Annotated in this window: 20 protein-coding genes; 14 read left to right on the forward strand and 6 right to left on the reverse strand. The window is 67.9% G+C overall.

Annotated features, from left to right (window positions below):
- Window positions 1-202: 202 nt before the first annotated feature.
- The gene (locus tag JWS13_RS25975) at window positions 203-949 is read left to right on the forward strand and encodes a glycoside hydrolase family 25 protein (RefSeq protein WP_206008223.1); all 747 of its coding nucleotides are present in this window, start codon (window positions 203-205) and stop codon (window positions 947-949) included.
- Window positions 950-965: 16 nt separating this feature from the next.
- On the opposite strand, the gene JWS13_RS25980 is transcribed toward JWS13_RS25975, so the two are convergent.
- Window positions 966-2,228 (reverse strand): hypothetical protein, encoded by a 1,263-nt coding sequence (locus JWS13_RS25980; RefSeq protein WP_206008224.1) that lies wholly within the window; start codon window positions 2,226-2,228, stop codon window positions 966-968.
- Between the two features lie 390 nt (window positions 2,229-2,618).
- On the opposite strand from JWS13_RS25980, the gene JWS13_RS25985 reads away from it, so the two are divergent.
- Window positions 2,619-2,798 carry a hypothetical protein gene (locus JWS13_RS25985; protein WP_206011967.1) on the forward strand — a complete coding sequence of 60 codons (180 nt, stop codon included), beginning with the start codon at window positions 2,619-2,621 and terminating at the stop codon, window positions 2,796-2,798.
- Window positions 2,799-3,193: 395 nt separating this feature from the next.
- Here JWS13_RS25985 and JWS13_RS46025 read toward each other — a convergent pair whose 3' ends face one another.
- A complete protein-coding gene (locus JWS13_RS46025; protein WP_259375274.1) occupies window positions 3,194-3,316 on the reverse strand; it encodes a hypothetical protein in 123 nt (40 codons plus the stop codon).
- Window positions 3,317-3,402: 86 nt separating this feature from the next.
- Here JWS13_RS46025 and JWS13_RS25990 point away from each other — a divergent pair, with 86 nt between their 5' ends.
- Entirely contained in the window at window positions 3,403-3,759 is a 357-nt protein-coding gene (locus JWS13_RS25990) for a helix-turn-helix domain-containing protein (protein ID WP_206008225.1), read from the forward strand.
- A 416-nt stretch (window positions 3,760-4,175) separates the two neighbouring features.
- Here JWS13_RS25990 and JWS13_RS25995 read toward each other — a convergent pair whose 3' ends face one another.
- Complete coding sequence (locus tag JWS13_RS25995; RefSeq protein WP_206008226.1) at window positions 4,176-4,604, reverse strand: nitroreductase/quinone reductase family protein; 429 nt, start codon at window positions 4,602-4,604, stop codon at window positions 4,176-4,178.
- Window positions 4,605-5,045: 441 nt separating this feature from the next.
- On the opposite strand from JWS13_RS25995, the gene helR reads away from it, so the two are divergent.
- Both helR and JWS13_RS26005 read left to right on the forward strand, forming a co-directional pair.
- Entirely contained in the window at window positions 5,046-7,184 is a 2,139-nt protein-coding gene (gene helR / locus JWS13_RS26000; RefSeq protein WP_206008227.1) for an RNA polymerase recycling motor ATPase HelR, read from the forward strand.
- A gap of 95 nt (window positions 7,185-7,279) precedes the next feature.
- Window positions 7,280-8,059 carry a DUF899 domain-containing protein gene (locus JWS13_RS26005; protein ID WP_206008228.1) on the forward strand — a complete coding sequence of 260 codons (780 nt, stop codon included), beginning with the start codon at window positions 7,280-7,282 and terminating at the stop codon, window positions 8,057-8,059.
- Between the two features lies 1 nt (window position 8,060).
- Here the strand turns inward: JWS13_RS26005 and JWS13_RS26010 are convergent, their stop codons facing one another.
- On the reverse strand, window positions 8,061-8,483 hold the full coding sequence (locus JWS13_RS26010) for a hypothetical protein (protein ID WP_206008229.1): 423 nt from the start codon (window positions 8,481-8,483) through the stop codon (window positions 8,061-8,063).
- Between the two features lie 51 nt (window positions 8,484-8,534).
- A complete protein-coding gene (locus JWS13_RS26015; protein ID WP_206008230.1) occupies window positions 8,535-9,125 on the reverse strand; it encodes a DUF2867 domain-containing protein in 591 nt (196 codons plus the stop codon).
- Here JWS13_RS26015 and JWS13_RS26020 point away from each other — a divergent pair.
- On the forward strand, window positions 9,103-9,759 hold the full coding sequence (locus JWS13_RS26020; RefSeq protein WP_206008231.1) for a TetR/AcrR family transcriptional regulator: 657 nt from the start codon (window positions 9,103-9,105) through the stop codon (window positions 9,757-9,759). The two genes, JWS13_RS26015 and JWS13_RS26020, sit on opposite strands and share 23 nt — an antisense overlap.
- Window positions 9,760-9,777: 18 nt before the next feature.
- Here the strand turns inward: JWS13_RS26020 and JWS13_RS26025 are convergent, their stop codons facing one another.
- The gene (locus tag JWS13_RS26025) at window positions 9,778-10,590 is read right to left on the reverse strand and encodes a FadR/GntR family transcriptional regulator (RefSeq protein ID WP_241032301.1); all 813 of its coding nucleotides are present in this window, start codon (window positions 10,588-10,590) and stop codon (window positions 9,778-9,780) included.
- Between the two features lie 156 nt (window positions 10,591-10,746).
- Between JWS13_RS26025 and JWS13_RS26030 the strand changes: the two genes are divergently transcribed.
- From JWS13_RS26030 to JWS13_RS26065, 8 genes are read left to right on the forward strand one after another with little or no spacing between them, the layout of a single operon-like run.
- On the forward strand, window positions 10,747-11,961 hold the full coding sequence (locus JWS13_RS26030) for an acyl-CoA dehydrogenase family protein (RefSeq protein WP_206008232.1): 1,215 nt from the start codon (window positions 10,747-10,749) through the stop codon (window positions 11,959-11,961).
- Window positions 11,962-11,996: 35 nt separating this feature from the next.
- Window positions 11,997-12,602, forward strand: a complete 606-nt coding sequence (locus JWS13_RS26035; RefSeq protein WP_206008233.1) for a 3,4-dihydroxy-2-butanone-4-phosphate synthase — start codon at window positions 11,997-11,999, stop codon at window positions 12,600-12,602.
- A 33-nt stretch (window positions 12,603-12,635) separates the two neighbouring features.
- The gene (locus tag JWS13_RS26040; protein ID WP_206008234.1) at window positions 12,636-13,586 is read left to right on the forward strand and encodes a VOC family protein; all 951 of its coding nucleotides are present in this window, start codon (window positions 12,636-12,638) and stop codon (window positions 13,584-13,586) included.
- 35 nt (window positions 13,587-13,621) lie between these two features.
- On the forward strand, window positions 13,622-14,113 hold the full coding sequence (locus JWS13_RS26045) for a flavin reductase family protein (protein WP_206008235.1): 492 nt from the start codon (window positions 13,622-13,624) through the stop codon (window positions 14,111-14,113).
- Complete coding sequence (locus JWS13_RS26050) at window positions 14,110-15,222, forward strand: amidohydrolase family protein (protein WP_206008236.1); 1,113 nt, start codon at window positions 14,110-14,112, stop codon at window positions 15,220-15,222. Before JWS13_RS26045 ends, JWS13_RS26050 begins: the two co-directional genes overlap by 4 nt.
- Entirely contained in the window at window positions 15,215-15,814 is a 600-nt protein-coding gene (locus JWS13_RS26055) for a nuclear transport factor 2 family protein (protein WP_206008237.1), read from the forward strand. Before JWS13_RS26050 ends, JWS13_RS26055 begins: the two co-directional genes overlap by 8 nt.
- A gap of 6 nt (window positions 15,815-15,820) precedes the next feature.
- A complete protein-coding gene (locus JWS13_RS26060; RefSeq protein ID WP_206008238.1) occupies window positions 15,821-17,065 on the forward strand; it encodes an MFS transporter in 1,245 nt (414 codons plus the stop codon).
- Window positions 17,066-17,103: 38 nt separating this feature from the next.
- On the forward strand, window positions 17,104-17,955 hold the full coding sequence (locus JWS13_RS26065) for a fumarylacetoacetate hydrolase family protein (RefSeq protein WP_206008239.1): 852 nt from the start codon (window positions 17,104-17,106) through the stop codon (window positions 17,953-17,955).
- Window positions 17,956-17,968 lie beyond the last annotated feature (13 nt).

Genomic DNA, 17,968 nt, shown 5'->3' on the forward strand with positions numbered 1-17,968 from the left:
TCGTGCTCCGGGGACCGACTACGGAAAAGCTCTAGTTAGGTTTGGGTAACCTATGGATCTGACTAGGGAAGAGTCGCATAACCTACCGCGATGGTCAAATTTTCGGACAAAACAGACCAGCGGGATCGTTTCCCATACGGGTGTGCCGGCAACCGTCGTCGTTGACCGGAACTCGGGCGCCGCAACCACTACCCTCGGGCGCATGGCTATCGGGGTGAAGGTCCGAAGGTTCTCCAAGATCGCACTGCTACTGCTCGCCGGTGCACTCGCGGCCGCGGTGCCGGGGCACGCCGCGGCCGAACCCGTCCGAGGTCCGGACGTGGCGTCGTGGCAACACCCGGGCGGATCACCGATCGACTGGTTCTCCGTCCGCAACGCCGGCCACGACTTCGCGATGGTCAAGGCCACCGAGAGCCTCAACTACGTCAATCCGTACTTCGTCCAGGACTGCCTCGCCATGCGCGTCGCCGGCGTCGCCCGGGGTGCCTACCACTACGCGGACCCCACCCAGTCGCCCGAAGCGCAGGCCGCCTTCTACTCGACCGTGGTCCTGGGCATCAACGGTCCGGGCGACATGCCCCCGGTCCTCGACCTCGAGCATTCCGCCGGACTGCCGCCCGCCGCGCTGATCGACTGGACGCACCGCTACCTCAACACGGTCCAACAGCTCACCGGACGTCAGCCGATCATCTACACCTACCCGACCTTCTGGCGGACGGCGATGGCGAACACCAACGAGTTCGCCGGATACCCCCTGTGGATCGCCGACTACAACGGCCAGAACACGCCCGGCCCCCTCCCCGGCGGCTGGAGCAACTGGACGTTCTGGCAGTACACCAGCACCGGTCGCATCCCCGGCGTCAACGGCGACGTCGACCTCAACGTCTACAGCGGGGCGCAGGGCGACTTCGCGCGGTACTCCAACAGCGCCTCACCCTTCGGCAGCTGACGGCCGGCGGGCACGATCAGCGGCAGGCCGGATTTCCGGGGAACGCGGTAACGCCCGCGCGGCAACCGACGTCGGTCACGGCGGTGAGTCGCTCGACCGGTTCGCGGATCTCGAGCGCCGGCAGGAGGCCGTCGTTCAGGAGTGCGTTCTTCGTCGCGGGTGCGGTGGCGCTCTCGTCCAGCGTTCCGCGCTCACGCGCGAAGTTGACGAGTTCGTCGTACACCATCGACAACGCCGCCTCGGTCGTCTGGTCTTCCGGGTTCAGGCCGGCGAAGTCCACACCCGTCTCGTATTCGTGGCGGAGCGCGTGCGGACCCTGGTCGCAGGTGGGCTGATTCAGGTCGATCCGGAAGTCCTGCCCGGCAGGGCCCGGCGGCGTGATCGTGCCGGCGTCGGTGCACACGTGGTGCGAGATGCGGTCACCGAGAGCGTGAAGGTAGATGCCGGTCCGGGCGTTCCAGGAATTCTCGCCGACCCACGAGTCGAACTGCGATGACAGGACGTTGTCGGTGATGACCTGCTGCCCGGTCATGTTGGTGAACGGGATGGCGGCCGGAGTCTCGAGGCTGTACGTGCCGTTGATCGGGACCGGATTCGCGTCTCCGTAACACGTTGCGCCCGTGCCATAGTCGCCGTTGGCGGAGGGATTCGTGAAACCGCCCGTGCACAGCGGCGCGTTGCTTCCCGGACCGGCCATGGCCCACGTCCGAAGGTGCGTGAGCATGATCTCGTGCCGCGCATCGTCGACGTTCGGTTGCAACCCGTTGGGCAGGGGATCCGTCGGCCCGCGCAACGTGGGCAGGAAGTGGAAGAGGAACCCGCCGGTGTCGAAGTGGGTGCGCACCAGGCCGCTGATGTCCTTGGTGGTCAGCGCGTCGGCGCCGGCGGCAGGCCTGCCGAAGATGTCGCGTGGGATGAACGTCCCGAGGTCGGTCGCCTCGTCGTACGCCGCGATCCAGTACGCATCCTGTTCGGAGAAGCCGACGGTGCGGGCGATGATGTACGTCGAGTCCGAGTGCACGAGACTCCGTCCGCCGAGCGGGCGGCGCAACGTGACCCCGTAGCTGACGAAGGCCTCGGCGCCGCAGATCGGCGAGTTGGGATCGTCGAGTGGGCATTCGGGTGGCAGCGGAGCGCAATTGTGCGGCGGGGCACCGTCCTCGGTGTAGCAAATGTCCTCGGCAAATCCGTACACCGGTGGTGGTGACACGACGAAAGCGGCCGCGGTGAGCGTCAGCGCCACGATGGTTCCACCGGCTCTTCGAGCGAATCTTCTCATCGAGGTGCACCTTTCGGTGAGGACGAGTATTCCCACATTAACACCGGGGAATACGCGCGCGGACCGGATTCGACGCGGGGTCGAAAGTGTCACCACCCGTGACTTTTTCAGAACTCGTTTCGCCCCTCCGCCCACACCAGCCACTTGTCGTTCACTGCATCCATCAGGTCGATGTCGTGAAAGCGGGCGAGCAACAGGGTTCGCGGCATACACCTGGGAGACGTGCTCGACTTCGTCGGACAGATGGGTCAGATCCACGTAGTCAGTGGATCAAGTGTTCGAGGTCGCGGGAAAAGTTCCGCTTGCCGTGATCGATACCGCCACTCGCACGGCTCGAGGTAGACGCCTCCATGCCCCGCACTCGCCGGGCTGCTCGGCGGAGCGGCACACATGCCGGTGCTCATCTGGACGTTCGCGGGACTGTACCTCGCCGCAGCCGCGGTCACCTACGTCCTCCGCACACCCAGCGACCCGGGATCGGCACACCATGTTGCCGAAGTCCAGGGCACTCAGCACGACGGCCAAGCAAGCGATACCCCTACAAACCGCACGGCCGCCGAAAACCACTGACACGGCTACGGCACCGGGCAATGGGCGCAGATCCTGATGACCGTGCCGTTCGACGATCGCGACTGCTGGCTGGTTGTCTATCAGGATGGCGAAACCGATTCCTGTAAGCCCCGCTGACCAGAACCGTGGGCGGGGTCGGTGAAATAACCAGGCAACTTTATCGCAAACATGGTGTTGACGCCATATGGTTTCAAATACATACTAGGTGTGAACGTCGACGCACCCGAGGACTTCTTCGACTGGCTCGACCGCATCGAAGCAAAGGCTCGCGGCGGGGACGAGCACGCCGGTAGAACACTCGCCCGCGCCGCCGATGCACTGTCCCAACTCCGGGACCTCGACGGCCCACCCACCTCGGAAACCCCAGACCTCAAACGCGTCCTCCAGTCGCGCGACTACCAGGTATGGCGCACCGCCCACCCCTTCGATCCGTCCATCGCCTTCCGGCTGATCTGCTGGTTCCCGCCGAACAGCGACACCGTTGTCGTCGCCCTCTTCGCCGCCGACAAAGCACGCATGGGAGATGTGTTCTACAACAGCGTCGGCCCCGGGCCGACACCGCGATCCGCGACTGGCTCCACCAAACCCGAGGAGAGGACCCGTCATGACCGAACCCACCCCGCGCACCCGATTCAGCCGCGCCAACGACCGTATCGACAAACTCCGAGGCGACCCGTTGATCGCCGACGACGTGCGCCGCTACCGGGCCGAGCGCGAGACCGTCAACCGTATCCACGCCGAAGGGCTCGCCGACATCCGTAAGGCCAGCAACCTCACACAGCAACAAGTCGCCGCCGCCCTCGACACCGACCAAGGAACCGTGTCGCGCATCGAACGCCGCGCCGATCTGCTGCTGTCGACCCTGCGGCAGTACCTCGCCGCGACCGGCGCCGAGCACCCGAAAATCGTCATCGAAAAGGACGGTGTCGAAATCACCCTGGACCTCGACACGTTCGCCTGAATGTCTCCGGCAACTCCACAGCTAGCCTCGGCCCACACAAGCAAAGCCGAACAGGCGGTCGGCAACCACCGTCGCCAACAGACACCACGCACGCCTCGCGGGCGACGCCCGCCCGCCATCGGCTGCTTGTCACGTTCGACTGGCACGGATCTCGACCTGCCACCACGGATCCGCCTGGCGCCACACGCAACCGTTCCCAGCCGTCGAAAACGAGCGCCCATTGATCCGCAGGAATCCGTTGCAACAGTGTGTAGCTCGGTGAATCGTCACGGATCATGAACTCGGTGAACCCGAGTCGTCGCAGCCGGGCCATCACCGTCAACCGTGCCGCGTCGCCATCGGACCAGCCCAACTGGGAGTCCTGATGGCGCCGGCGCCACCAGGACTTTCCTGACAGCCCGCGTGCCCGATCGCTCTCATGAGCGGCGCAGCGCCAGCACGGGAATCGTCCGAATGCCCACAGTTTTCTCAGCGTATCCGGCAAAGCCGGGATACCTACGAGCCTGCTCGGCGAAGATGCGATCCCGCTCGTCACCGGTCACCTCGGCGACGACCACAGGGTGCTGCTCGGTACCACGTTCGATCTCTGCCTGACCTGCGGTGACGAGGTTGTAGTACCAGTCGGGATTGGTCGGTGCGCCGGCCTTGGAAGCGAAGACATAGATCGTGTCCGGATCTTGCTCGTCCGGTAAATACATCATCGGGCTCACCAGCTCGCGCCCGGTCTTACGGCCCCGATGATGCACCAGCACCATCGGGGCACCCTCGAACGGGCCGCCCACTCGGCCCTGGTTCGCTCGGAATTCGGCGATGACGTTCGTGTTCCAGTCCTTGGGACTGCTCATCGTAATAACCTCTCCTCGTCCGGTGCAGGGTGCGGTCGGATTCTCTGGTCGCCCGGCGTGGTGTCGGATTCCTGTCTCACTCCGTCGGCCGGGCCGAACCTCCGGCGGCTGCACGCTTGTCATCGTCAAATGTACTGACAGTCCGACTGATTCGGCTTCCGAACGCGCGCATTCGGGTCGCGAACATTCGGGCGGACCTTGCCCACGTCGCATCGACGAGGGTTTACTGCGCACAGGGGTGTGCCGATCCTGATCGGGCGAGGAGAGGAAGGAGAACAACTCTCTTCCACTTTCAATGTATAGCGCACCCGGGGGCTTGCGGCAAGGCCCGGGTGGTGTCGCAGAATTACCGGCCTGACCCGGAACCTGCGGAAATGGGAGTCGTGAGTGCGCGCCGAAAATCTGAATCCACATCACCCAACTCGGATCGGAGCTGTTGACGTGAGACCCCTTACTGCCTCCGCTTTCGACCTTCCGGACCACCTCGCGCCCAAAGCCGACCCCGCGCTGATCGCCGGCGACGAGCGGCACTTCGCGGCGATCGAGGAGAGTCTCGAGCGGTCCATCGCCGACCTGTCCCGCCGCATCGATTCGGAGCGCAAGGCACCCCGACGCCTGGGCCAGGAGGCGATGGAGCGAGACATGATGGTTCACGACCTGAGCGCTCAACTGCGCGCCCTGCGCCGCTTCGGCCTGGACCTGTGCGTCGGGCGCATCGTCGGTGCCGACAACTCCGAGCCCGTGTACATCGGACGCCTCGGTCTCATGGACAGCGCGGGCAATCAGTTGCTGGTCGACTGGCGGTCGCCCGCGGCCGAGCCGTTCTTCGGCGCCACCCACGCCAACCCGATGGGCCTGGCCAGCCGCCGCAGGTACCGCTGGACCCGCGGCCGGATCAGCGACTACTGGGACGAGGTGTTCACGTCGGACGGGTTCGAAGGGAACGCCGCGCTGGACGACCAGTCCGCGTTCATCGCCAGCCTGGGCAGTAACCGGTCGGCGCGGATGCGTGACGTGCTGAGCACCATCGCAGCCGATCAGGACGCCATCATCCGCGCGGGATCCGGCGGCGCCCTCGTCGTCGACGGCGGTCCGGGTACGGGCAAGACCGTCGTCGCGCTGCACCGTGCCGCGTACCTGCTGTACTCCGATCCCCGGCTCCGTCACGGCGTGCTGTTCGTCGGCCCGCACGAGCCCTACCTGGCGTATGTCGCCGACGTGCTGCCCAGTCTCGGCGAGGAGGGTGTGCAGCTCTGCACGCTGCGGGACCTCGTCACCGAGGGTGCCACCGCCGGGATGGAGAAGGATCCGGAGGTGGCGCGGCTGAAGTCGTCGGCGGATCTGGTGAAGGCGATCGACGCGGCCGTGAAGTTCTACGAGGAGCCGCCCGCCAAGGGCATGACGGTCGCGACCGACTGGTCCGACATCTGGCTGAGCGCCGAAGACTGGGCCGAGGCGTTCGAAGCGCCGGAGCCCGGGACCCCGCACAACGAAGCGCGCGAACAGATCTGGGAACTGCTGCTCACGATCCTGGTCGACAAGTACGACGGGGACGCTCCCGCGGCCCAGGTCCGGAAGTCGTTGCTGCAGAACGACGAACTGCGCGCGACCCTCGACAACGCGTGGACGATGATCGAGGCCGCCGATCTCGTCGGGGACTTGTGGTCGGTGCCCGCCTATCTGCGCAAGTGCGCGCCCTGGCTCAGCCCCGACGAGGTTCGGCAACTGCAGCGGGCGGACGCCCAGAACTGGACGGTGTCCGACCTGCCGCTCCTGGATGCGGCACGGCAGCGGCTCGGGGACCCGGAGGCGTCGCTCCGGCAGCGCCGGTACAACGCCACCCTCGCCGCCGAACGCGCGCGGATGAGCACCGTCGTCGACGACCTGATCGCGGCCGACGACTCCGAGTTGCTCGTCATGTCGATGCTGCGCGGCCAGGACCTGCAGCAGTCCCTGGTCGACGAGACCGCCCTGCCGAGCGCCGACCCCGACCTGCTGGCCGGACCGTTCGCGCACGTCGTGGTGGACGAGGCCCAGGAACTCACGGACGCGGAGTGGCAGATGCTGCTGCTGCGCTGCCCGTCCCGCAGCTTCACCATCGTCGGCGACCGTGCCCAGGCCCGGCACGGATTCACGGAGTCGTGGCGCGAACGGCTCGAGCGGATCGGGTTGGACCGGATCGATCTGGCCGCGCTGAGCATCAACTACCGGACACCGGAAGAGGTGATGACGGAGGCCGAACCGGTGATCCGGGCCGTACTCCCGGACGCCAACGTGCCGACGTCCATCCGCAGCAGCGGCATCCCCGTCGTCCACGGCCCGGTGTCGGATCTGCGCGCGATCCTGGACACCTGGCTCGCGTCGAACACCGACGGGATCGCCTGCGTCATAGGAGATCCGGCGTTCCGGGCGACGTCGCGTATCCGGTCGCTGACGCCGGAGCTGGCGAAGGGGCTCGAGTTCGACCTCGTCGTGCTCGTCGACCCGGAGTCGTTCGGCGAGGGCATCGAAGGTGCCGTCGACCGCTATGTCGCCATGACCCGGGCGACCCAGCAACTCGTCGTCCTCACCAGCCGCTGACGCCGGAGACCGGATCGATCGGCGGCGGAAACGGGGTAGCCGCCGCCGAGTGCGGCCTGGGACGATGACAGTTGCCCTACGAGAGGAGACGAACGATGACAGCGTCCGATCCACAGGTCACCACCCGCGAAGAATGGCTCGTCGCGCGGCGCGAACTGCTCGCGCAGGAGAAGGAGCTGACCCGCCACCGCGACCGGGTCAACGCCGCCCGGCGAGCGCTACCGATGGTCGAAATCACCGAGAACTACGAGTTCGACGGTCCCGGGGGTCGGGCCCGGCTGGTCGACCTGTTCGACGGCCGCGGCCAACTCCTGATCTACCACTTCATGTTCGAACCCGAGGCCGACGAGGGATGCCCGTCCTGCACGTTCACGTTGGACAACGTCGGCGATCTCCACCACCTCTACGCCCGGGACACCTCGTTCGCGGCCGTGTCGCGCGCACCCCTGCACAAGCTCGAGCAGTACCGGCAGCGCATGGGCTGGACGGTCCCGTGGTACTCCTCGCTCGGGAGCGACTTCAACTACGACTTCCATGTCACCATCGACGCGTCGGTCGCGCCGGTCGAATACAACTACAAGGACGCGGCCGAGCTCGAGCGCATGGACCCCGCCTGGAGGGGCTGGTCGGGCGAGGAGCACGGCGTCAGCGCCTTTCTCCGTCAGGGTGAGCGCGTCTTCCACACCTACTCCGGCTACGCGCGCTCCACCGACATGCTCGTCGGCACCTACCACTGGCTCGACCTCACCGCCCGCGGCCGCCAGGAGGACTGGGAACCGGAACCGCGCCGCGGCGACGACCCGTTCATGAGCTGGCTGCGCCGCCACGACGAATACGAACCGGACGCCATCTCGGGAAAGAAGGTCCCCGACTGAACTACATCAGTTCGTACCCCGCCGCCTGCAGCTCCAGGTAGTCGCGCACCAGCAGGTGGGAACCGGGCGTGGACACCGCGGTCCACGGAATGTGCTTGGGCAGCTGTAGTGCCAGCGATTCGGGTACGGCTTCGCGGCACCTGATGCCCGCCCGGGCTCGCGGCGTCAGCGAGTTCCACCACGAGTCGAGCACGCACCGGCATTGGGCGAGGTACTCCGAGAGCGGCCCCTGGAGCATCGCCATCTGCGGAATCGGATCGGGTCCCCCGGTGATGCCCGCGACGCACGAATCCCCGCACACGGCCATCACCTGCCCGATGAACTGCGGCGGCATGATGCCTTCGGGGTCTCGCAGCAGGGCGAGGCGCGCGCCGGCGGAGAGCGCTTCATACGCCGTCACGGGGTCGATGGCCTCGTCACCCATGCCACGAAGGTACCCGGCCGGGGCCGTCTCCTATCGGGAACAGCGATTTGTTCATTTCGCGGCGTAGTCACGCCAGGCGCGTTCCCATTGCCGGGTCAGGGCCGGGTAGACGAGGAGATGCCGGAACGGTGCGATGGCGGCCATGTAGAGCCGCCCGAACCGGCCGTTGGGTTTGACGAGGACCGTCATCTGTAGCCCGTAGTCGCCGTCCGCTCCCTGCACCCAGCCGAGATGCATCACGGTGTGCACGGTCTTGTTCGCGAGTTCGCGGGCGGCCTCCCGGTCGAGTTCGTAGACCGCGGTGAGCGGCATGCCCGCGTCGTCGGGGCCGCGGGGAGCGGCGCGGAGGTCGTCGGGCAGGCGGTCGCGGAGCGAGGTGACCCGTTCGCCGACGCCCGCCGACGGATCGTCCCAGCCGAACAGTTCGCCGAGCTTCCAGCGGACGGCGAACAGGAACCGCACCACCCGGGGCTGTTTCGCGAGTCCGCCCCGGCCCCGCATCGCGGCGAGCATTCTGGGGAAGTCGTCCGGACCGGCTCCCGGAGTGCGGTACGACCACACGTCCTCGACGTCGAAGTCGCTGGTGAATTCGTGGATGCGCCAGGGCTGCTCGGTGTAGGTGGCCTCTGCTATTCGTGGCACTGTCGTCCCCGATCTATACGGCACCGTATATTTCATCTATACGGTACCGTACAAATTGACCACGATCAATGGAGGTGGACCGATTCCCGCCGTCGCCCGCACCACACGAGACCGCTGGATAGAGGCCGGCCTCGACGCCCTCGCGCGGGGCGGACCGGACGCCGTCCGCATCGAGGCACTCGCCGCCGAACTCGGCGTCACGAAGGGCGGGTTCTACGGCTACTTCGACGGCAGGCCCGCGTTGCTCGCGGAGATGCTCGACGAGTGGGAACGCCGCTGCACCAAGGCCGTCATCGCCCAGGCCGACGCCGAAGGCGGCGACGCGGCCGAGCGGATCCGGCGCGTGGGTCAACTCACCTACTCGGAGGACCTGCACCGGATCGACCTCGCGATCCGGGCGTGGGCGCACCACGACCCGTCCGTCGCGGCACGCCTGCAGCGCATCGACAACGAGCGGATGCAGTTCCTGCGCACCATGTTCGGCACCTTCATCACCGACCCCGACGAGATCGAGGCGCGCAGCACCCTGATGTTCGGGCTCGCCATCGGCCGCCATTTCATCGTCGCCGACCACCCCGGGTACACCAAACGCGAAGCCCTCCAGCTGGCCGGGGAATTCCTCCTGCGCCCGTGACGCTCCCCTCGGCGCCGATCAGACCTCCGGAGGGGGCGGTGCCGACAGAATCATGGTCGGGTCGGTGCGCCGGAGGGCGTCGACGGCGGAGTCGCGGTCGCGGCGTTCGAGGGCGTCGACGAGATCTTCCATGACCTGGGCGAGTCCGTCCAGGTGCACGTCCGGTGCGGTGGCCTCGAGCACCGCGCGCAGGTAGGACACTCCGACGTCCATGATGCTCAGGTAGAGGGTGTCGAGGAGGATGCCCTTGCCGATGCCGGCGAGGTGGGCGTGCAGTTCCCAGCACGCCCACACGAAGTCGGACGTCGCCGCGGAGTTGCGGGCGCGGCGCACCTCCCACAACCGCTCCGAGAACGTTTCCTGGTCGGCGAGCGTCATCTGCCGCAGCGCCTCCTCGATCAGCAGGGGCGCGATCGCGTCTCGGATCTGGACGGCTTCGGCGAAGGCGGCGTGGTCGCCGGCGGCGGCGCGAAACCACCCGTTCATCCGGGACAGCGGGGAGGGGTCGCAGGCGAAGATGCCGCCGCCCGGGCCCGGGCGTGAGGTGATGACGCCGCGCGCCTGCGCGAGTTTGATCGCCTCGTTCATGGTCCCGACCGAGAACCCGCAGATCTTCCGGAGATCGTCCTTGCTCCCGATGCGTTCGCCGGCCAGTGCGCCGGCGGCGAGGCGGGCGATCTGACCGGCAGCCTGCTCCGCGCGCGAACCGCCGAGCGACACCTTGGACGGGAGATTCTCTGGGTGAGGCCACATTTCACGTGAGTAGGCGGGTCCCTCGAAGTCCGCAACTTCGGGGGCGAGGACGTCCTCGTCGCCGTCGGTGCCGCTCATCGGTCTCCTCTCCGTTCGTGGGGGTCAGTATCGCATCGCTCTTGACAAGTGACCGCCTTCACATCACTCTATCAATTAATCATGATTATTTCTCGCCGCTCGGGTGCACGCGGACCGGCGACTCCCCCAGAAGCCTCACCAACCGAAGGACACACCATGACGATCACCGACACCGCCCCGCACACGACGTCGCCGGTTTCCGAGCGGGAACGCCTGGTCACCGCCGCGCGGGGGCTCGGCCCCCTGCTCCGCGAGAACGCGGCGCGCGCCGAGGCGGACCGCCGCGTACCGGAGGAGAACATCGCGGCGCTGCGCGAAGCCGGCCTGTTCGACATCACCAAACCTGCACGCTTCGGCGGGGCGCAGGAGGACTTCCGCACGTTCCTGGAGGTGTCGCTGGAACTCGGCCGGTCGTGCGGGTCCACGGCGTGGGTCACCACGCTGAGCAACGTGACGTCCTTCTTCGTCGGCGCCTATCCCGAGTCGGTGCAGCAGGACGTGCTCGGCGCGGATCCGCGCATCGCCACGTGCGGCGTGTTCACCCCGACCTCGACGTCGGTTCGGGTGGACGGCGGGTACCGGGTCACCGGGCGGTGGGGATTCGCGTCGGCGTCGCACCACGCGAGCTGGGCCAATGTCGGTATCCCCCTGACAAATGCCGACGGTGACGCCGTCGGGGCGGCGTCGGCGTGGATACCGATGACCGATCTGTCGATCGACAACACCTGGTACGTCGCGGGCATGTCCGGTTCCGGCAGCGACACCCTCGTCGCCGACGACGTCTTCGTCCCCGACGCCCGGATCCTGTCGGTCACCGACATGATGGAGGGGCGCACCGCCTCGGAGTTTCAGGACGAAACCCTGTACCACTCCTCGCTGGTTCCCGTCTTGGCCCTGGTGCTGGTCGGGCCCGTGCTGGGCATGGCGGAAGGCGCCTACGACGCGGTGCTGTCGACCCTGCAGAAGAACAAGCCGATCGCGTACTCGTACTACCAGCGGTCGATCGACGCACCCTCCACCCAACTGAACATGGCCGTTGCTCGCTCGCTGATCGATCAGGCCCGCCTGCTCGCGTTCCGCGGCGCGGACGAGATCGACGCCGCGGCCGCCGCCGGCCGGCAGATGCCGGTCGTCGAACGGGCACGGGCGCGGATGGACGCCGCGCAGGCGGCGAATCTGTGCCGCGAGGCGGTCGAGCTGCTGCTCAACGTCAGCGGCGCCGGTAGCTTCGCGCAGGTCAACCCGCTGCAGCGGATCTGGCGCGACCTGGAAACCAGCTCCCGGCACGCCTTCATCAACCTGAACATCAACCAGGAGATCTACGGGCGCGCCCTGCTCGGCATCGACGAGCAAGTATCGCCCTTCGTCTGAGTCCTCCCAGACACTATCCGGCACAAGGAATTCCCATGACACTGACACTCGAGCCCGCCTCGCCCCGGCTCGGCACCTCCGAGGGCGACGCCCTCCGGCAACTCGCGCAGGGACTGCCGATCGTCCTCTCCGATACCGCGGCGGGACGGGGATTCCTCGTCGTCGCCGCGGATCGGGCGTCCACCGCATCGGTGGCCTTCGCGATCCGTCACTCGTCCGGATTCCTGCAGATCGCGCTCTCTCGCCACCGGTGTGAGCAGTTGCTGCTTCCCCCGATGGACCCGTTCGAGGGCCGCGGCGATCGGATGTGTGTCGGCGTGGACGCCGTCCGCGGAACCGGAACCGGGATCTCCGCCGCAGACCGTGCCACCACGGCCCGCGCGCTGGTGGGTGCGGCGGCCCAGCCCGGTGACTTCACCAGACCCGGCCACCTCGTCCCGGTCTGCGTGGACCGCGCGGACGGCGCGCGTCCCGCCACGGCCGCGGCGATCGCACTGGACCTCTCCCGGCGAGCCGGGCTGCGGCCCGGAGCGCTGCTCGCCGAGTTGGTCGGACTGGCCGATCCCACCCGGATGATCAGCCGCCCCGAGTCCCTGGCGTTCGCCGACACCCACCACCTGCCCCTGCTCTCCGTTCACTGAGCGGTCGCCCAGATCCGAAAAGGTGTTTCTCCCATGCCACTACACACCCTCACCCGCGTCACGATCGGCGTTCCGAACGTCGCCGAGACCGCCGCGTTCTACGATGATTTCGGTCTGACCCGCACCGTTCCGGCCGCCGGTGAGTCCGGCCGGACCGATGCGGTCTCTTTCGCCACCCTCGACGGCGGCGACCAACTCGAACTGGTCCCCGTGCCCGACCGCCGCCGGCTGATCGGACTCGACGTCGCGGTCGACGACGCCGACGACCTGGACCGCATCACGCACGACCTGCAGCGACTGGACCTGCACCCGACCCGCTCCGAGACCGCACTGTCCGTCGTCGACCCCGGCACCGACGTCCGGGTCCGGGTGGCCATCGGATCCCGAATCATCCAGACCCCGTTCGCTCTTCCCGCGTACAACCTGCCTGGCAACATCGGACGGGACGCCGCCCGCGCCGACGCGATCGAGCGGACCGGCCGGGTCCGCCCCCGCAAACTCGGGCACGTCGTCATCGGCTCCACCGATCAGCCGGCGAGCGAACGGTTCTTCACCGAGGGCATCGGATTCAAGGTCAGCGACCGGGTTCCCGGCATGGCCGCGTTCCTGCGGTGCTCGACCGACCACCACAACGTCCTGGTGCAGGCGGCACCGGTGACGATGCTCCACCACACCAGTTGGCAGGTCGACGACGTCGACGAGGTCGGCCGCGGCGCCACCACCATGCTGGACAAGGACCCGCAGCGCCACGTCTGGGGTCTCGGCCGCCACCACATCGGTTCCAACTTCTTCTGGTATCTGAAGGACCCCGCCGGCAATTTCAGCGAGTACTACTCCGACCTCGACTGCATCGTCGACGACCAGCTGTGGACGCCGCGGGACTGGGAAGGCGCACGTGCCCTGTACAACTGGGGACCGCCGCCCCCGCCGTCGTTCCTCGCGCCCGAAGACCTCGCCGAACTGATGACCGGAGTACACGGATGATTCCCGTACAGCCCACGGAAGAGAGGAACAGTCCGATGGACGCACACCAGTTCAAGAACTCCATGGCCACGGTCACCGGGCCCGTCGCCGTCGTCACCGCCCACCTCGACGGCATTCCGCACGGCACCACGGTCAGCTCACTCGCCTCCCTGAGCATGTCGCCGGCGATGATCACCGTCGCCCTCGACAACGGATCGGCGCTGCTCGCCATCGTGCGGGAAACCGGCACGTTCGGCGTCAACGTCCTCGCCGCCGGACAGCACGAGGCCGCCACCCGCTTCGCGAGCCGACACGACGACCGGTTCGCCGGTGTGGCATGGGAATTCGCCGACGGACTGCCGCAGCTGACCGGAAGCAGCGCGTGGCTGCGATGCGACGTGGCCGCGGAAATCCCGGGCGGCGACCACACCCTGCTCCTCGGAACGGTCCGGGACTGCTCGGCCACCGACGCCACGCCGCTGGTGTACAGCCGGCGGACCTTCGGCACCCACGCGGCACTGCCGGCGCTCGCGGGGGCCGCGTCATGACCGCGCGAGCCACGGGCCGGACGGCATTGACCGGTGTCCGGGTCTTCGACGGGCACAGGCTGTCCGAGCCACGCACCGTCGTCGTCGACGGCACGGTGATCGGCACCGACCCGGCCGGCGCCCGGATCGTCGACGCCGACGGGGCGGTGCTGTTGCCCGGGCTGATCGACGCCCACATCCACCTGCACGGACTCGACACCCTCGAACAGCTGTGCTCGTGGGGAGTGACCACCGGACTGGACATGGCCACCTGGCCGGCGTCGCTGGTGTCCTCACTGCGCGACGTCGACGGGCTGACCGACATCCGCAGTCCGGGTATCCCGGTGATCGGTCCGGCCGGTCCGCACTCCCACTTCGGGATGCCCGCCGAGGCCCTGGTGCCCGACCGGGACGCCGCCGACCGGTTCGTTGCGGCACGAGTGGCGGAGGGCGCCGACTACGTCAAGATCGTCCTCGAAGCCCCCGGCGACGGTGGTCCCGATCCGATGGTCGCGCGCGCCGTCGTGGAGGCCGCGCACCGTCTCGGTAAACTGGTTGTCGCACATGCATCCTCGACGGGAGCCTACGAATTGGCGCTCGACGTGGGTGCCGACGTCCTCACCCACATCCCGAACGGGGAACCGCTCGGCGACAACGTCGTGGCCCGGATGGTGAGTGGGCGCCGCGTCGCAGTGCCGACCCTGTCGATGATGCAGGCCCTCGCGACGCTGCGCGGGAACCCCGACGCGTTCACCGCCGCGTCCACCAGCGTGGCCGCTCTCCACCGGGCCGGTGTGCCCGTGCTGGCCGGCACGGACGCCGCGCTGCAACCCGGCCTGCCCCAACTCGTCACGCACGGCGAAAGCCTGCACCACGAACTCGAACTGCTCGTCGCCGCAGGCCTGTCGACGGTGGACGCATTGCGTGCGGCGACGGTCCTGCCCGCCCGCCACTTCGGTCTCGACGACCGCGGGGCCGTCGAACCCGGTCTGCGTGCCGACCTGATCCTCGTCGCCGGCGACCCCCTCGCCGACATCCGTGCCACCCGCAACATCGAACGAATCTGGTGCGGCGGTGTCGAACACACCTCGGCCCATAGTGCCGCAACCGATGGGAGTACCCGTGCCTGACCCCTCGGACACTGCCGCGGTGATCGACGTCGTCCTCCGCGAGCGAGCCGGGCGCGACACCGCGCAATGGGACCGGATGCGTTCGGCATTCGCCCCCGACTCCTACGTCAGCCTCAGCTGGTTCACCGGAACCGGCGCCGAATTCGTCGACGCCTCGAAAACCATGCACGACCGGGGCAGCCGCGGCTTCCACATGGTCGGTGCGCCCAGCGTCGACATCGTCGGCGACCGGGCACTCGCGCACGAGGGAACCACGGTGCACGCGCGCGGAATCCTCGCCGGCGTCGAGCTGGACATCGCCTCGCACGGCCGGCTCTACCAGCGGCTGATCAAGACCGACGGGACTTGGCGCATCACCGATCTCACGATGCTCTACTACAAGGACGTCGTCTCCCCGGTGGACCCGGCCGCAGACGTGACCGCGTTGGCGGGCGTCGAGTTCCCCGTCGACCGCCCGTACAAATACCTCGCCGCGATCCTCGACGCCGCCGGATACACCATCGGCCCCGATCTGCCGGGCCCGGACCGCCCCGCGCTCGTCGACCAGTACCTTGCGGCCCACCACACTTGGCTTCACGAACCCCAGGGATAGGACCCCATGACCACCACTCCACGACTGCGCGTGCCTGCCTTCGTCAGCGTCGCGGTCCTCGCATTCATCGCGATCTCTGCGGACGGGTACGACCTCGCCATCTTCGGTGCCGCGATACCGGACCTCCTCGCCGATCCCGATTGGGGACTCACCCCGGCCCGGATCGGGGTGATCGCCAGCACCGCCATCGTGGGCATGTGCCTCGGGTCGATCGCGGCCGGGGTGCTTGCCGACCGCTTCGGTGCACGCCGCCTCTTCCTCGCCTGCGTCACGTGGTTCTCGGTCGGCATGATCTTCTGCGCCGCCGCCCCGACCGCGGAACTCCTGGGCATCGCCCGCTTCGTCGCGGGAGTCGGCCTCGGAGGCCTGGGCCCGGCGGCCATCGCACTGACGATGAGCGTCGCACCGCACGACCGGCGGAACTTCCTCAACGGGGTTATGCTGACCGGACTTCCGGTCGGCGGCATCGTGGCGGCGCTCAGCGCGCTGGCCTTCCTCGACGGCGGCGGCTGGCGGGCGGTGTTCCTCATCGGTGGGGTGATCCCGCTGCTGACCGTCGTGCCGATCGGGGCGGCGAAGCTGAAGACGTGGGCACCGGACAGCGTCGTTTCGACCACCGTATCCCGGCAGAATGTGGGCGTCTCGCTGTGCGCGCTGCTCGGTGACGGGGGCGCACGGGCCCTCGCCGGTTTCGTCGTGGTCACCGGGTGCTGCCAGGTCCTGTCCTATGGACTGCTCACCTGGTTGCCGCAGATCATGAAGTCGTCCGGGTACTCCCTCGGCTCGTCGCTGGTGTTCCTGATCGTCTTCAGCATCGGGGCGATGGCCGGCAGCGCGACCGGTTCCTGGGCCGCGGACCAGATGGGCGGGCGCCGCGTCACCATTGCGGGCTTCGCGATCGGCGCCGTCGCGATCTTCGGACTCTCGATGCATTTGCCGCAACCGATCCTCTACCTGTCCCTGTTCCTCGCCGGCGCAGGCACCGTCGGGATTCAGCCGGTCGTGTACGGGTTCGCCGCACTTTACTTCCCGGCGAACGTGCGCGGCAGCGCGCTCGGATTCATCGGGGGCATCGGCCGGATCGGCGGCGTGTGCGGGCCGATTCTCGGCGGAGTTCTCGCGGGACTCCCTGCGCTGGCGAATTTCTCGGTGTTCGCGGGCATCGCCGCGTTCGCGTCGCTGCTCAGTCTCGCCGTTCTCACGAGTCGCCGCCACGAGCCCGCGCCGATTAACACGACCGTACCGGTCTGAGAACCCCTCTTCCCGAAAACTACACAAGGAGTACAGACATGAGGATCGCCAACATCGACGGACGGCTCGCCCTCGCGGCCGGGAACGGCTATATCGACGTCGAACAGGCCAGTGGCGGCGCGTTCGGAGCAGACCCGCAGGCCGTCTACGACGTCTGGGCCGAGTTCACGAACTGGGCGGCCCGCCTGGACACCAGCGGCCACCCGGTGATCGGGGTGACCGAACAGACGCTGTGGGGTCCGCCGGTGCCCCGGCCGCGGCAAGTGTTCGCCATCGGCCTCAACTACCACGATCACGCCGCCGAGTCGGGACTCGAAAGTCCCGCCGTTCCACCGGTGTTCACCAAATTCCCCACCAGCCTCACCGGACACGGCCAGCCCGTCGCCCTGCCCGCCGACACCGTCGACTGGGAGGTAGAACTCGTCGCGGTCATCGGCACCCGATGCGACTACGTCGACGCCGCCGACGCGTGGGACCGTATCGCCGGCGTGACCGTCGGCCAGGACCTGTCCGAACGGGGACTGCAACTGGCCGGACCGGCACCGCAGTTCTCCCTCGGCAAGTCGTACCGCGGTTTCGCGCCCATCGGCCCCGAATTGGTGACCGTCGACGAACTGCCCGACCGGGACGATCTCGAGATCGGTTGCGCACTCGACGGCGGCGAGGTCCTCCAGAAGGGCCGCACCTCGGACCTGATCTTCAGCGTCCCCCAACTGGTCGCGCACCTGTCGGCGGTGTGCCCGCTGCTGCCCGGCGATCTGATCTTCACCGGCACCCCCTCGGGTGTCGGCGGAGCACGCAAGCCACCGAAGTTCCTGCGGCCCGGCGACGTCCTCACCAGTTGGATCGAAGGCGTCGGGACCCTCCGCAACACCATGACTGCGCCCTGACCGCACCCACGAC

This window comes from Rhodococcus pseudokoreensis (assembly GCF_017068395.1).
In the GTDB taxonomy this organism is placed as follows: Bacteria; Actinomycetota; Actinomycetes; order Mycobacteriales; family Mycobacteriaceae; genus Rhodococcus_F; species Rhodococcus_F pseudokoreensis.